The sequence below is a fragment of the Pseudoalteromonas sp. 68 DY56-GL68 genome (genome assembly GCF_041414825.1).
Classification (GTDB): domain Bacteria; phylum Pseudomonadota; class Gammaproteobacteria; order Enterobacterales; family Alteromonadaceae; genus Pseudoalteromonas.
Map to the genome: position 1 here is coordinate 11,675 of NZ_JAOCZL010000007.1, position 16,147 is coordinate 27,821.

General features: G+C 40.9%; 12 protein-coding genes and 1 tRNA gene. 3 read left to right on the top strand and 10 right to left on the bottom strand.

Features of this window, described 5'->3' with window-relative positions; all coding sequences use genetic code 11:
* Nucleotides 1-33 precede the first annotated feature (33 nt).
* Complete coding sequence (gene radA, locus NYF15_RS04800; protein WP_130149616.1) at nucleotides 34-1,419, bottom strand: DNA repair protein RadA; 1,386 nt, start codon at nucleotides 1,417-1,419, stop codon at nucleotides 34-36.
* A 337-nt stretch (nucleotides 1,420-1,756) separates the two neighbouring features.
* On the opposite strand from radA, the gene NYF15_RS04805 reads away from it, so the two are divergent.
* Nucleotides 1,757-4,234, top strand: a complete 2,478-nt coding sequence (locus NYF15_RS04805; protein WP_237118043.1) for a PilZ domain-containing protein — start codon at nucleotides 1,757-1,759, stop codon at nucleotides 4,232-4,234.
* Here the strand turns inward: NYF15_RS04805 and serB are convergent.
* A complete protein-coding gene (gene serB, locus NYF15_RS04810; RefSeq protein WP_130149614.1) occupies nucleotides 4,217-5,236 on the bottom strand; it encodes a phosphoserine phosphatase SerB in 1,020 nt (339 codons plus the stop codon). The two genes, NYF15_RS04805 and serB, sit on opposite strands and share 18 nt — an antisense overlap.
* Before the next feature lie 133 nt (nucleotides 5,237-5,369).
* Here serB and NYF15_RS04815 point away from each other — a divergent pair, with 133 nt between their 5' ends.
* A complete protein-coding gene (locus NYF15_RS04815; RefSeq protein WP_130149613.1) occupies nucleotides 5,370-5,990 on the top strand; it encodes an AhpA/YtjB family protein in 621 nt (206 codons plus the stop codon).
* On the opposite strand, the gene NYF15_RS04820 is transcribed toward NYF15_RS04815, so the two are convergent.
* From NYF15_RS04820 to prfC, 4 genes are all read right to left on the bottom strand, one after another.
* Entirely contained in the window at nucleotides 5,957-6,730 is a 774-nt protein-coding gene (locus NYF15_RS04820) for a TatD family hydrolase (RefSeq protein WP_371352978.1), read from the bottom strand. The two genes, NYF15_RS04815 and NYF15_RS04820, sit on opposite strands and share 34 nt — an antisense overlap.
* Nucleotides 6,731-7,369, bottom strand: a complete 639-nt coding sequence (gene pdxH / locus NYF15_RS04825; protein WP_062569566.1) for a pyridoxamine 5'-phosphate oxidase — start codon at nucleotides 7,367-7,369, stop codon at nucleotides 6,731-6,733. It abuts the gene before it with no gap.
* 449 nt (nucleotides 7,370-7,818) lie between these two features.
* Nucleotides 7,819-9,561: an arginine--tRNA ligase gene (gene argS / locus NYF15_RS04830; RefSeq protein ID WP_371352979.1), complete on the bottom strand. Its 1,743-nt coding sequence runs from the start codon at nucleotides 9,559-9,561 to the stop codon at nucleotides 7,819-7,821.
* A gap of 61 nt (nucleotides 9,562-9,622) precedes the next feature.
* Nucleotides 9,623-11,206 carry a peptide chain release factor 3 gene (prfC, locus tag NYF15_RS04835; protein ID WP_371352980.1) on the bottom strand — a complete coding sequence of 528 codons (1,584 nt, stop codon included), beginning with the start codon at nucleotides 11,204-11,206 and terminating at the stop codon, nucleotides 9,623-9,625.
* Between the two features lie 247 nt (nucleotides 11,207-11,453).
* Here prfC and NYF15_RS04840 point away from each other — a divergent pair, with 247 nt between their 5' ends.
* Nucleotides 11,454-14,108 (top strand): ATP-binding protein, encoded by a 2,655-nt coding sequence (locus NYF15_RS04840; protein ID WP_371352981.1) that lies wholly within the window; start codon nucleotides 11,454-11,456, stop codon nucleotides 14,106-14,108.
* A 5-nt stretch (nucleotides 14,109-14,113) separates the two neighbouring features.
* On the opposite strand, the gene rimI is transcribed toward NYF15_RS04840, so the two are convergent.
* The 4 genes from rimI to NYF15_RS04860 form a co-directional block, all read right to left on the bottom strand.
* Nucleotides 14,114-14,560: a ribosomal protein S18-alanine N-acetyltransferase gene (gene rimI / locus NYF15_RS04845; protein WP_237118039.1), complete on the bottom strand. Its 447-nt coding sequence runs from the start codon at nucleotides 14,558-14,560 to the stop codon at nucleotides 14,114-14,116.
* Nucleotides 14,547-14,849 (bottom strand): hypothetical protein, encoded by a 303-nt coding sequence (locus tag NYF15_RS04850; RefSeq protein ID WP_130149607.1) that lies wholly within the window; start codon nucleotides 14,847-14,849, stop codon nucleotides 14,547-14,549. Before NYF15_RS04850 ends, rimI begins: the two co-directional genes overlap by 14 nt.
* A gap of 68 nt (nucleotides 14,850-14,917) precedes the next feature.
* Nucleotides 14,918-14,994 (bottom strand) — tRNA-Trp (locus tag NYF15_RS04855).
* A gap of 184 nt (nucleotides 14,995-15,178) precedes the next feature.
* Entirely contained in the window at nucleotides 15,179-16,081 is a 903-nt protein-coding gene (locus NYF15_RS04860) for a LysR family transcriptional regulator (protein WP_371352982.1), read from the bottom strand.
* Nucleotides 16,082-16,147 lie beyond the last annotated feature (66 nt).

The window sequence follows — 16,147 nt, forward strand, 5'->3', positions numbered from 1 at the left end:
AGGTCAACACTGCCCTAGCTTATCAAATTGTCACTAATTAATTAATGACAAGAGCTCATGCACCGTTTTCACTGGTGTAATTTTTGCTCCTAAACCTTCCATTGATTTATGGTAGTTTCGATATGGAATAAATATCTCTGTAAAACCATGCTGTGCAGCCTCTTTTACTCGCGGCACGCCACTATCTATTGGTCTGACATCACCGTTTAAGCTCAGTTCCCCCATGATGCAAGTTGTCCTAGGCACAACAAATTCATTGAGGCTGCTTAACAGTGCCGTGACTAAGGCAAGGTCAATACAAGTCTCTGACTCATCTATCTTTAAACCGCCAACAATATTGAAAAAAGTATCATGGAAAATTTTCGTTTTTGTATGTTTGCGTAAAATACCTGTCAGCATTTTAATTCGATTCATATTCAATCCAACGCAAACACGTTGTGGAAACTCTGCTTCAGTTTCTGTTGTTAAACATTGAATTTCTAGAAGGAGGTTACGGTTCCCCTTGCGAATACAGGTGATTGCTGAACCTGGCGACTCAGTGCTTGAACCCGATAAAAATATCTCACTTGGATTATCAACACTGAGCATACCGCGCTCACACATTCTGAAAATACCCACCGTATCAATATCACCAAAACGGTTTTTGTTGGCACGTAAAGTACGTATTTGTCCGTCGTTAGTGTCTATATGCAGCAGTGCATCAACAATATGCACTAACGTTTGCGGACCCGCTATTTCATTATTTTTATTAACATGAGCAATGATAAACATAGTCACGTCATGTTGCTTACAGTATTGTGTTAACGCTTGTGCTGCGCTTTTTACTTGCGATGGTGAACCTGGGCTGCCGTTTGCTGTTTCAGTTACCACAGCTTGAATTGAGTCAATAACAGCAAACTTAATTTTATTTTTATCAAGCTCTTCGATAATCGCTTCAACACTGGTTTCAGAGAGTAAGTAAAGCTCATCTTGGTTATAATCCAAACGCAAGCGATTAACTCGATTTTTAAACTGCGATAATGATTCTTCAGCAGTACAGTACAAAGAAGGCATTAATTTTGACATACGCGCAATTAAATCGGACAACAAGGTCGTTTTACCTGCCCCTGGATCACCAGAAATAATATTCACCGAACCTGTCGTTACACCGCCACTAAGCACGCGATCAAGTTCGCCTATTTCAGTCAGACGTTTTTCAGCTTCCGCTGTTTCTACCTCATTAATTTTTTTGGAACCGCCACCAGCGCCTCCCGCATAGCCTGCCACCGCAGCGCGACTTGCAGCCTGTTTAGATTGCCCTGCTGAAGGTTTAAATTCTGCCAGTGTATTCCAAGCACCGCATTTACATTGCCCCTGCCAACGCTGATAGTTCATGCCGCACTCAGTGCAGACAAATTCGATTTTTGCTGATTTTGCCATTGAGCTTTACCTATTTTGGTCGCTGATTTGTGATGTATTTAAATGTACAATAGATAACAGAACTAACGATTTAAGATGTCGGCATCTCTAGTGACGACACACAACGGACGTGCCTCAAATCAATTCCCTTAAGGCTTTATTCGCTTAACTGCGTAATAACGCTATATTTTAGGGCATAGTTTTTGCTTACAAATAAAGTTTTACAGTGCTTGCCATTTATTTGGCGAATACCTATAACAATAACTAATGAAATAAAAAGTGGTTCGTAAGGCGTTTTAACACTGTGGTTGCCTGCTAGTATACCTACTTTTTTCGATTGACGGTGATGGTTTTATAAATGGCTGAAGACATACTGCTTAAATATGAAGACCTTGTTGAAGAACTCAAGGCACATTTAGGCACTCCCCAGTTCGACAAACTATTTAAATCAAAGACAGCTAGCTTAACAAAGCCAGAGCAGTTTTTGATCAAAATGGAAATGTCACGTTTATCTCAGCCTGTGGCTCGTTTTATTGATTTACGAGGTCAAGTTACCGGTCAAGTTAGGCCTTACGAACACGAAGGCAAACAGCATTTTATGGACGACATGGCCATTGAGGTGTTCGAAGACGCAATCAAACGCCACGGTGGTTACACGCTTGCTGTATACGAAGCGGTTATGAACACCGAAAATAACCACAGAGTAATGCAAAAAAAAGCAAACGAAAATACCTCTTCAATCGAAGATAACGGCGACTTACCTGCCAAGGTAATTAAATTTGCCTCTTATGAAAGTCGTCGTGAAGAGCGCATGAACTACTCAATAAAAATTACTGTTGAGCTAGATAAGAGCGGCAAAATATCGGCTTCAACTTCAGACATCTCCCTAAGCGGCGCAAAAATCAAGCTCTCACCTAAATACAAAGTCACCAAGGGACAATTAATTGGTTTACGCTTAGTTGGGCTTGAACAAGACTTTGAGTTAGGTTTAAAAAACGGCATTCAATACGAAGTTGTTGCTGTAGAGCAAGTGTCGCGTGAGTACAATCATGTTCGCTTAAAACGCACCTTTATTGAGAATAATGAACAATTCGATAGCTTTCTAAAAAGCTTTATTCACGGCAATAAGCGCCGCTACAAGATTAACCTCGATAACACCTTGGATGCGGTTGTTTCGAAAGGCTATGAACAATACTATATCCCGCGTGTTACCTCGCTTTACACTTTTTTAAGCTTACAAGGTAATAAGTTATACCCCACTTTAGCATTAACAACCGAAAATAATGCGTTTATACATCGTTATTTTTGTGATGAACGTAAGCTGTCATGCTTATATAGCATTATAAACCAACAGCGCATAGGTCATCTGTTAAGCACTACCGATGCGGTAAAAGAGGAGTACCTGTATACCTTTACGCATGTGGTCGCTGGAAAGATTTACTATTACTCAGCCACACGAACGGAACTTGATAGCCAACCTGAAATTCGCAATTTATTTTTTGGTTTTGGTAGTCAAAAAGAAAGCTGGCAATGCTTTAAGTTACAATTAATGCCAAGCCACCCTGAAGATTCATATATTCCGCTATCTTTACCGAGTAGTGCAGGTAAAGATATCGAAAAGCTAAATAAACCACCAAGCCCTAGAGTTCAGGGGCTGATTAAAGATGTTAAGTACTTATTGATTCTAACCGCTGTTGGTTCGAAGTATGAGCAACACACTTACCAGCAACGTACATTCGACAAGCGCTTAGTGAATCAATTAAAGCAGTTTGGTCATACTAAACATAAAACACCGCCACCACTTACACCTGTCGCACTTGAGTACGTCAATTTACGCGCTCATAAACGCTATTTATATAAAACAGCGGTCTCTGTTGCTCATAATGACAAATTAATTTCAGGCTATACTCGTGATCTATCGGTCATGGGCCTACAAATTGAGTGTGATAACCCTGTTGAGTTTAAAAAAGGCGATATAATTAAGTTAGGCCTTCCCGATTTACAAAAAATAACTAAAAAACATGACTTATCAAGCCTTGCTTACGAAGTGATGGCGATAAGCAAATCACTAACAACAGTTAACTTAAAAGTACACCGTCTTACTGACTTACCCCATATGGGCATTCAGTTTTTTACGGCTCTAATTGAAAACAATAAAGATAAGTTGCACGCCTGTGAAGAGTCCCCAAAAATTCCAGGGCTTTCTACAGCACTAAGAAACATGGTGACTAAAAGTGTTTGCCAGCTTCCGTTGTACTTCCATAAAGAAGCCGCTCATTTTAAGGCAGGCGCGATCGGGCTTGGCTTATATCCGACGCCATTACATATACTTTTACAAAACTTTGCCCTGCTAAATGAGCAAACTCAGATCGATGGCTTTTTATCTACCGATCAGATCACAGAGGTGATCACACCACTAATTAAAGATCGTAGCCGCCAAGATCCGCCTTTACCATTTACTTTATTTGTACGTTTTGATCCACGTAAAGCAACAATCAACGAAGCAATAACCAGCCGCTGTATTAGTGAAGATGACTATCAACCACAAACCTTATTTATAAAAAAAGCACTCAAAAATGATTTAGTGTTTATCTTTCGTTTATATGTGTCTCGCACCGGCCGCCCAGATATAGACTATTTATCAAATGAGCTTAAATATGTAAGCCAGTATGCGCTACATAAAGCAAAAGACCTTGAAGAAGCACTCTGGGCTGTTGCAGGGGTTGGTGATGTAATTGACATTACGGATGAAGCGCTTACTCATTTTGATATTGATGAGGTACTCAAAACTGAAATGAATAAGCGTAAAAAAATATGGTTAAAGCGTGTAATCTAATGGGATTGCAAGTAGATATGCAACTTGTAACAGAGAACCTTCATTGATAGCTGTATCTGCCTGTTCAACTACTTTAGGTTTACCATGAACAGCAACACCAAGCCCTGCTTTAGCCATCATTTTTAAATCATTAGCGCCGTCACCCATGGCAACGGTTTGACGGTTATCAAGCCCGAGTCTCTGTTGAATTTGCTCAAGAACGCGTGCTTTTTGCTCGGCGTCAACAATCGTTCCGGTTACTTTACCTGTCAGGCGGTTATCTTTAAATTCGAGTGTATTTGCGTGTACTTCATCAAGACCAATAAGTGATTGAACGTGTTCTGCAAATGGTACAAAACCGCCAGAAGCAATAGCAAGGTGCCAATTGTGCGCTTTTAGATACTGGCACAATTCGGTAATGCCAGGCATCAGAGGTAGATTTAGTTTTAGCTCATTGATTAACGCTACATCGATACCTGCAAGCTTTGCTACTCGTTGATTTAAGCTTTGTGTAAAGTCAAGTTGACCAGCCATCGCTTGCGCAGTTACAGCTGCAACATCATCGTACACATCAGCTAAACGTGCTATTTCATCAATGCACTCAATCGTAATCGCTGTAGAGTCCATATCCATTAATAAAAGCCCTGCTTCATTCACGTTAGCAGGGTTTGTAAGTTGCACTAACTGATAACCTTGCTCAGCAGAAAACGCTTGCAATAACAAAGGACTCAATGGCTTTTGTGAATCACTGTATAGGCACCATGCTGGTAACAATGTTTCTGTAGGCTGGTAGCAACAAATAGATAGATTACTAAAACCATGTTGCGACAAAAACTCTACAAGATTAAGCAACTTAGCCGCTGAGAAGTCACAACCAAATGCAACACTTGCTACGCCATGATTTGCTTTAGGTAGTAAATTGGTTTGAATAAGATGATTATTTTTAATTTCATACCAGCAATTTAGTATTATTTCTTCGGCTAAATTTGCTGAACTGGTTGCAGCTAAGCTAAGCTGTGACATAGTGGCTCCAATTAGACTTATGTCTGTGATTAAACGCGTATTTGCTACTCGTAATCAATTAACTAATAAGGTTATTATACAGACTTAGTTGTATCATCAATCATAAAAGCTGTCAGCAGCGCATTCGGTGACTATGAAAAATAACCATCTTAAGCCTCCTTTTTCCGCCAGCTATCGCCAACGACTTGTGCGATTAAGCTTAGCGGCCGCATGTTTTGTGCTTTTAAGTTGGGTTGCGGTTAATAGTAGTTTTCAGTCTCATCAACTACTTTATGACAGTTCAAATAGCACCGCTATCAGCCTAACTAAATTTATGGCTCTCAATGCTCAGACCCCTCTACAGGAGAAGAATAAGCCTGCGCTAAATATGCTGTGCAATAACATAGCTGAAGATGAGTTTGTTTTAGCAGCAACGATTTATGATCAACAAGGGATACAAATAGCCGCAAGTGATAACTGGCAAAGCCATCACACCTTTGGCTTACTACCAGATTCAACACCTGGCATTAGCCGCTTAAAAACCCCTTTCGTAGAACCTGTGATAAGTGATGACGAGCGCCCTATTGGCTTTGTTGCTATTACTTATTTAACACAAGCTTCAATAGCGACAAGCCACAGCAGCTTTCATGATTTAGGCCGCCAAGTGCTTCTTATGCTAGTAATTACTTGTATTTTTACTTGGCAACTTGGCCGAGGGTTAAAACGTTGGCAAGTCAATCGTTATATGCGAAAAAGTGCGGAGCAAGATTCATAAAGTGCCTGAGCAAACTCTTCTTGGGCATCGCCCGTTATACCTTTAAGTTCGCATAAGTACGCAAATACATCACGCACTTTAAGTGGTGTATTTACCAGCCCTTGAAAACCAGCTAGCGGCATTGAGGGTGAATCGGTTTCAAGCACTAAATGCTGTGGCTCAATTGCGCTTATAACTTTACGAGTTTTACCCGCTCGCGGGTAACTTATCACGCCACCGATCCCCAACTTAAACCCTTGTTTTATATAACTCTGGGCTTGTTGTTCAGAGCCTGAAAAGGCATGAATAACCCCACCGTATTTGGGTTTACAGCGCTTAAATGAGCGAGCTATTAAATCATGACTTTGTCTGTGATGCACAATGAGTGGTAAAGCAAGTTGGTTGGCAAGCTCTATTTGTCCTTCAAAAAGCTGCGTTTGTTTATTAAGGTCATCAATACTACGATCTAGGCCACACTCACCAATGGCGATAAATTGCCCTAAATGGGCTTTTGCTAGCTGCTCTAATTCAGCAAGGTGATGAGTTTGGTGATCAGATAAAAAATAAGGATGTAAGCCTAAAGCAACTGAGATACTTGGCTCTGATTGAGCAAAAAAGAATAGTTTTGTAGATTGTGCCAAGCTCACACCCGGCACAATAAAATGTTCAATCCCCACTTGCTTACATGCTTTGATAAGCTCTGTGCGAGTCTCATCAAATTCGCTAAAATCAAGGTGGCAGTGGGAATCAATAAAACGCATTTAAGGATTTAAACGACCAAACTGCCAACTGCCATCGGCTTGGCGTTGATACATAAAGCGGTCATGTAAGCGGTGTGCTCCGCCTTGCCAAAATTCGATTTTAGTCGGCTCAACACAGTAGCCTCCCCAAAAATCGGGGAGTGGAATTTCACCCTCAGAGAACTTTTGCTTCATTTTCGCGAATGTTTCCATCAACACCTTACGCGATGACACAGGACGACTTTGCTCTGATGCCCATGCAGCTAACTGGCTTTCTTTTGGACGCGATAAAAAGTACTTCGCCACAGCCGTTGTTGGTAAGGGTTTAGCCTCACCATAGACAATGACTTGTCGCTCCATATGGTGCCACGGAAAGTGAAGAGAAATTTTGTTATTACCTTTTAGCTCCTGCGCTTTGCGCGAGCCGGTATTGGTAAAAAACACAAAGCCATTTTCATCAAGATGCTTTAACAGCACGATACGCTGCGAAGGCTGACCATGCTCATCAACGGTTGCGACGACCATTGCCGTAGGATCAGGCAAATTAGTGGCAACAGCTTGCTCAAGCCATTTTTCAAACTGCTTGATTGGAGATGCATCAAGCATTTCTTCAGATAAACCATCCTGTAAATATTCACGGCGAATATCTTCAAGTTTCATAAAATTCCCTCTATCGCTATCAGCTAAAGATTAATCAAGGTTATTGAGCTGTCAATTTGTTGGGTTTCGCTTAGCTCTACCCAACCTACAAAGCTATGAGTTCTTAAACGTTCTGCAAGTGGAAGAGTACTTTCAAAGCGCACTACACGAAGCAGAATTCACCTAAGTAGTTTAGCCTAAGACAAGACGGAAAACCGACTTATCGTTGAGTACTTAAGCCTCCTGCAAATGTTCTGTCAAAGCGAACTATACGAAGCAGAATTCACCTAAGTAGTTTAGCCTAAGACAAGGCGGAAAACCGACTTATCCCTATAAGTACTTAAGCCTTCTGCAAGTGTAGGAGTGCTGACAAGGCGGAGTGCTTTTTTATGCCTAGGAGCATACATTTTGTATGTGACTAAGGCTAAAAAAGCACGACAACGCAGTCAAAGCGAACTACACGAAGCAGATTACATTTGCTCCATGACTTCGATACCTAAAAGATCCAACCCTGAGTGCAGTGTTTTCGCAACCAAATTACACAGTACTAAACGGCTGTCACGTACACTTGGCTCTACACCTTCTTTTAGAACTGGGCATGCTTCGTAGAACGTCATGTATAGGCTTGCTAGTTCATATAGGTACCCACATAATACGTGCGGTGTTGCTTCGCTGATCATTAGATCAAGTACTTCTTCTAACTGAAGAAGTTTAAGTGCCAGCGCTTTTTCTTGTGGCTCGTTGATTGCAACGTCAGCTGTTAATGACGCCGCATCAATACCTGATTTACGGAAGATACTGCGAACACGCGTATATGCATATTGTAAGTAAGGCGCTGTCGCACCTTCAAAGCTCAGCATTGTGTCCCAGTTGAAGATATAGTCGCTAGTACGGTGCTTAGACAGATCCGCATATTTCACTGCGCCAATACCTACTTTACGGGCAATTTCGCTACGCTCTTCGTCGCTTAAATCAGACTCACGCTCAGCAAGTTTAGCTGCTGCACGGGTAATTGACTCTTCAAGTAAATCAGCAAGTTTAACTGTACCGCCCGTACGAGTTTTGAATGGCTTGCCGTCTTCACCCATCATGGTACCGAATGGGCAAAATTCATAACTTGTTTCATCACGTAATAAACCCGCTTTACGTGCTGTTAGCTCAACTTGATTGAAGTGTAAGCTTTGACGTGCATCTACAAAGATTAAGATGCGATCCGCACCCAGTTTATTCGAACGGTAATCACAAGCAGCTAAGTCAGTTGTTGCATATAAGAAACCACCCCCTGATTTCTGTACGATAAACACTGAAGGCTCGCCGTCTTTATTAGCCAGCTCATCTAAAAACACCACTTGCGCACCGTCAGACTCAACGGCAATATTTTTGTCTTTTAATAGCGCGATAATGTTGGCAAGTTCGCTGTTGTAGGCACTTTCTGCCATGATGTCATCTTGCGTAAGTGTTACGTTTAGACGCTTATAAACTTCTTCAGAGTGCTTTACAGACGTGGCAATGAATAACTTCCACAGTTTTTCACAGTGTGCATCGCCACCTTGTAATTTAACAACGTAATCACGGGCTTTATCAGCAAAGCCTTCTTCATCATCAAAGCGCTTTTTCGCATCACGGTAGAAGGTTTCTAAATCAGCTAACGCCACTGATTCTAAATCAACACCTTGCTTGATTTGATCTTCTAAGTGCGCGATTAACATACCAAACTGTGTACCCCAGTCACCCATGTGGTTTTGACGAACAACGTCATCGCCACGGAACTCAAGGGCACGAACAACTGCATCACCAATGATGGTTGAACGTAAGTGACCTACGTGCATTTCTTTGGCAAGGTTAGGAGATGAGTAATCAACCACTACTTTTTGCGCCGTTGCATGTGGCGCAACTGCGAGTTTTTCGTCTTCGTTTGCCGCTTTTAAGCTAGCTGATAAAAACTCAGGCTTTAAGTGAATGTTGATAAAACCAGGGCCTGCGATTTCAGTTTTTTCTGCGATATCAGTAAGGTCTAGATTATCGATAATTTTTTGTGCAAGTTCACGCGGGTTTGATTTTAGTTTTTTAGCTGCGCCCATTGCGCCATTGATTTGATAATCACCAAACTGTGGACGTGTGCTTTGTGTTACCGCTGGGTTAGTGTCTTCAGGTAACCCTGCTGCAACCATAGCAGCAATTGCTTTTTCGATTAAAAGAGTACGAATATTCATTGTAATTTTTACCTTTATGGCCCGCTGTACGGGCACTTAAATTTGAAGCAGACTTAGCGTATTAGTTTTCACGTGTATGGTTAAACTTGATGTCTGGATAGCGCTCCATCGACAAGTTTAGGTTTACACGACTTGGCGCGATATAAGTAAGGTTATCGCCACCATCAAGCGCTAAGTTGCTTTCGCACTTACGCTTAAACTCTTCAAGCTTTTTAACATCGTCTGAGCTTACCCAACGTGCAGTGTTAACACTCACACCTTCGTAAATCGCATCTACGTTGTATTCTGCTTTTAAGCGCGCAACAACCACATCAAACTGTAGTACACCGACCGCACCAACGATAAGGTCGTTATTGATAAGCGGTCTGAATACTTGCACAGCGCCTTCTTCAGAAAGCTGAACTAAGCCTTTCAACAATTGCTTTTGTTTTAATGGATCTTTTAAGCGAATACGACGGAATAATTCTGGTGCGAAGTTAGGAATACCGCCAAACTTCATTTTTTCGCCTTGCGTGAAAGTATCACCAATTTGAATCGTACCGTGGTTATGTAGACCAATGATGTCACCTGCGTAAGCATCTTGCGCTCGTTCACGATCACCGGCCATAAAGGTTACCGCATCAGAAATACTCACTTGTTTACCAATACGCACATGGTTCATTTTCATACCTTGGCTATATTTGCCAGATACAATACGCATAAAGGCGATACGGTCACGGTGTTTAGGGTCCATGTTCGCTTGGATTTTAAATACGAAGCCAGAGAAGTTATCTTCAGTTGCCGCAACTTGGCGGTCTTCTGTTTCGCGAGGTAATGGCGCAGGTGCCCACTCAGTTAAGCCATCAAGAACATGGTCAACACCAAAGTTACCAAGTGCCGTACCAAAATACACAGGTGATAGCTCGCCTGCTAAGAACAGATCTAAATCAAACTCGTGCGATGCACCAATTACCAGCTCGAGCTCTTCACGTAGTTGCTCAGCAAGTTCACTACCAATTGCATTATCAAGTTCAGGGTTGTCTAACCCTTTGATAACGCGCACTTCTTGAATTGTGTGGCCTTGGCCTGTGCTGTATAAAATCGTTTCTTCACGGTGAATGTGATACACACCCTTGAATTCTTTACCACAACCAATTGGCCAAGTAACAGGCGCACAGGCGATGTTTAGCTCAGTTTCGACTTCGTCTAATAACTCCATTGGGTCACGAATATCACGGTCACACTTATTCATAAAGGTTACAATAGGTGTAGTACGTAAGCGTGTTACTTCCATTAATTTACGAGTACGATCCTCAACACCTTTCGCCGCGTCGATGACCATTAAACATGAATCAACCGCAGTCAATGTACGGTAAGTATCTTCAGAGAAGTCTTCGTGTCCTGGAGTATCAAGTAAATTAACTAGACGCTCATTGTAAGGAAATTGCATAACAGACGTGGTTACCGAGATACCACGTTCTTTTTCCATTTCCATCCAGTCTGATTTTGCGTGCTGGTTTGAGCCACGACCTTTTACGGTACCGGCTTTTTGAATCGCTTGTCCGAATAACAGAACTTTTTCTGTAATAGTGGTTTTACCCGCATCTGGGTGCGAGATGATCGCAAAGGTGCGTCGTTTATTAATTTCGGTAGTTAAATTAGACATGTAAGCCGCTTTTAGTCAGAACAAAGTGCCACTGATACTCACTCCATAAAAAGTAAGCAGTGCACACTGTAAAAATAAAATAGAATTGCGGGCATTATACCCTGTTTGTCTTAGCCAAAAAAGCAGCGATTGTAAGTAATTATTCAACCTTTTTGTTGTTTTAGTTGTTCATCTTTTTCTAAGCTTGTGTAATCAAGTTGTAACGCATACTATTGGTAAATTACACGGAGGGAAATAAAGTTAGGTCATGAAAACCAGTAAACTCAGCATTCGATTATTATGGTATATCACGCCGCTTGTGATCTTACCTTTGTTATTTTTAGGCGGGTTTACGCTGACCAATGTAACTAACTCCACAAAAAAACAAGCTGAACTTATTGTCAGCCGCTTTGTTGAGCAACAACAACAAAAAATATTTAACTATATTGACTCCTTCCACTCGATCACCCGACTTTTATCAACATCCCCCGTGCTTGCTGATTTTTTAGCTCGCGATACAGACTCAAAAACCCAATATATTGAACATTTGGGTGAATTAATGAATGTATTTGCAAGCTATTCGGAGGCCTATCCTGATATTGTAAGTATTAACTACTTAGCGCCAGATGGGACAAGTGATGCCTTCTATTCGAGTCAATTAACACCCGCTCCAAAAGAGTATCCATTTTTTAAACAAGTACAGCAGTCAAACTTACGACAACAACAGTTTATGATCCCAAAAGAGGATGGCTCCACCAGCCTGTATTTTGTGCATCCAATTTACAACATAGACTATTATTTGAAGCGCCCGCAGCAACTAGGCTTTATTGTTGTACATGTCGAGCCCTCGATTTTAAACACCAGCATTCTAGAAGCGCCTTTTAATAACACCTTAAATTTGTTTTTAACCACTAAAGGGCAAATTCTTTTTAGCTCTGACTATGATTTACGGGGTAGTTATTTAAGTGAATATGAACTAGAGCAAATTAAGAGTCTTGCTGACTATGGCAAACTTGCCAGTATTGAACTTTCTAGCATTGATAAAGAAGAGCGTATTATTTACGCAGTACAAATGACCGATGGTGATTACTTTGTATCAACCACACCTAAAAACCTTCTCTACCAGTCTGGCAAAGCGATTAGCCTGATCACAGCTTTAATTGTCATTATTTCAGTGATCGCTTTACCCATTCTTATTTATATTGTTGTTCGCAACTTACTCCTCACCCCTGTTGAGTTACTTGGTGAAGCGAGCCACCGTGTTGGGGATGGCGATTTATCCGTGTATTTGCCAGCCCATACAAACGATGAAGTCGGCGTGCTTTTCAACGACTTTAACCACATGGTGAATCAAATTCGTCATTATCAAGACGAGCTTGAAGAATACAAACATCACTTAGAAGAAAAGGTAGAAAGCCGTACAAAAGCCCTTGAAGCAATGAACAGTAAGCTTGAGGTGGCCATTGCGCAAGCTGAACAAGCAAACCAATTAAAAAGCCGCTTTTTAGCTAATATGAGTCATGAAATTCGTACACCACTCACCGCAATTATGGGTTTTACAGAGCAACTCTTACATAATAAAAATGCAGTCAATGATGAGCAGCACTTAAGCACCATTTTACGTAATTCAAAACACCTACTTGAACTGATTAATAATATTCTCGACTTGTCTAAAATTGAAGCCGAAAAACTGGCCGTAGAGTGTAGTCCTTGTCACGTTGTACAGCTTGTACATGACATAGACTCAATTATTCGCCCTCTAGCGAATGAAAAACAACTGCAATTTGATATCGATTACAGTTTACCTATCCCCAAAATCATCAACAGCGACACCACTCGTTTAAAACAAATTTTGATCAATATTGCTAGTAATGCAGTGAAATTTACCGAACAAGGCTCTATCTCTATTAGTATTTGCTATAACAGCAGCAAACAATTCTTAGAGTTTGCAATTAAAGATACCGGTATTGGTATGTCTGAGCGTGAAGTTGAAAGGGTATTTAAGCCATTCGAACAAGCCGATGCCACCACAACTCGTCGCTTTGGTGGTACAGGACTTGGGTTATGTATTTCAAAGAATTTAGCGCAATTATTAGGAGGTGATGTCCATCTTGTTAGTGAACCTGGCAATGGAAGTTGCTTCACAATTCAAGTAGCTTGCCATCTAAACGCTAAGCAATTACAGGATGACGCCTTTATTTATGATAATAAACAGCTGTCGCCTGGAAAAGATTTACTCTTATCATTTGCTGAAAATAACTTTGATGCCAGTATTTTGGTTGCTGAAGATAATCCCGATAACCAGTTACTGATCAAGCTATTATTACAGACATGGGGGCTTGAGCCTGATATAGCCAAAAATGGCGCAGAAGCTGTAGAAATGGCATTAGTTAATGACTACCAACTAATTATAATGGATATGCAAATGCCTGTGATGGGTGGCTTAGAAGCGACCCAAATGCTTCGACACGCAGCCTATGATGGCCCTATCATCGCGTTAACAGCCAATGTAATGAAGACCGATGTTGACAGGTATATCAAAGCTGGCTGCAACGAAGCTTTGGCAAAACCCATTGACAAAAGTGCCCTAGAACAAGTTTTAGTAAGTTATTTAAATATAGAAAAAGACAGCCAGAATAAGTGGGAAAACTTACTAAAAAGTGAGAAATTCCAACAAATTAACGAAAACTATCGTTCAAAGTTACCAGACTATTTGGGCCAAGTCATTCAGCTTTATCGTGCTAAGGAATGGGAAGAACTGCGCTCATTAGCACACAGCTTAAAAGGCAGTGCGGGATGTTTTGGCTTTGAAGCTATTCATAAAACCGCAGGACAACTTGAAAGCGCGCTACGTAGTAATAATACCGAGCAGGTTGATGCAAGCTATGAATCACTTATTAATGCACTTGAAAACGCCGCTTAATGGGCTTAAAAACTCAGCGTTAACCCCATTAAAATAGCGTCTTCATTGCCTGTTGCAGTAGGGTAGTAATTTTTTCGCACTGACATATGTGAGAAGCCCGCACGTTCATATAAAGTAATTGCACGATTGTTCGATTCGCGTACTTCCAAAAATAGGTTCTCAGCTTCATGCTGTTCACCATATTCAATAAACGCCGTTAGTAATTGCCTTGCTATTCCCTGCCCTTGGTATTTAGGCGCAACACAAATATCCATCAAGGTATAATCAGGGCCTGCCTTCTCACCAATATAGAAACCCAGCATGTCATCGCCTTGAAAAGCAGCCAAATTAAAATAACGACCCGCTAAACACGATAACATGGTTTTTTCTGTCCACGGATGACTATGACAGGCATTTTCAATGACCATTAGCTGTGCAATATCGTTTGCATCAACAGATTTAAAGTTTATCAAGTTGTTCACCAATTAAAGACCAAAGTTGCTTTTTCTGCTCACTAGTAAGCTTATCGCTTGGCAAGCTTAAACAGCCCTCTTGCCAACTTATACTGGTGGCCTTAACAATTTGCGTTATTACTAAAGGAGACAGCGCTTTTTCAAGATCTTGATGAAGCTGTAACGGCAGCGTTATAGGCGTTTGTTGAGGCGTAGGTATGTGTTCAAGCGAAGCGTCAGACACAGTTTGAAAGTGTTGATTTAATTCTAAAGGTTGTACAGAAAATATCGCAGCGTAACTTGGGTTCATAACAACTCAATCATGATTAAGAGCAAGTAATATAAGAAGATTTGCGATTAAAGTAAAGTAGGAAGAAATGGCAGGGGCGGAGAGATTCGAACTCCCAACCGTCGGTTTTGGAGACCGCTGTTCTACCAATTGGAACTACGCCCCTGCAATGACGATGAATTATATAGAGCTTTTTATAAAGGTAAAGTAAAAAAACACGGTTTGCAGTTCAATTGCTTCCAAAATAAACAAAACGGCGAATTAGCAAGCTAACAAAGCTCTTTTTAAACATACCCAAGCTACTGCAGAAACTAAAAGAGCCAAACACAATTATAATCATTTAAAGCGCTTCATTCGCTTGAAAGATAATGTTGCTGAATAACAAGTTGAAGATACTCAATAAATGCTTTTACTTTTTTGAACGGATATCTACGCCCAGAATAAAAAGCATACAAAACCAAATCTTCAGGCTCATCTGCTAAGGAATCTATTTTAGTTAACAGCCCTTCTTCTAACTCTTGTCTGCACGCATCATAAGGAAGTATCGCAAAACCTAACCCTTTAAGTGCAGCAGACTTTGCCATATGCCCACTATTTACTTTGTAACGGGATGCAACATTAACTGTGCCTGCTTGTTTGAATTTCCATGGCATTCCTTGTAAGACTGATAAGCTTGTAATACAAGGAAGCTTACCAAGTTCAATCGTTGAATTTGGTTTAGGGTGTTTATCTAGTAAATGAGGAGAAGCTACGACACAACTTGGCCAACGCACTAGCTCTTTTGCAACCCATCCAGAGTCCTCCACAGGGCCTCGTCCAAAACGTATCACTATATCAAACCCTTCTAATAGCCCCTCTTCGGGATTAAGCTGAGTATCACAACTTAACTGAATGTTAGGGTGTTTATAACAAAACTCAGCCATAGCCTCTGCCAAAAACGGTAAATCAGGTGTAATGACTTTTAAATGCCCTGAAACTAAATCACTATTTTGATAGGTTTCTTGTAAAACATCCCCCATCGCAACAAGCAGCGGAGTTACGTTTTGGTAAAGAAGTTCTCCCGCTTCTGTCGCAACCATTTTTCGTGTTGTACGTTCCAATAACCGTACATTCAACGCTTGTTCTAAAAGTGCAACATGACGGCTCACATTTGATTTGGGAATTTGGCGCAGCTCAGCGGCCCGCTTAAAACTTAATTGTTCAAATACTTTCTGGAAGCTAAGAAGCCACTGTAATTCAATATTGTTTAGCAAAACTATCTCAAAAAATGGGATTTACAAACCAAAATTACCATATTTATCCTATCTATTGGACCAGTG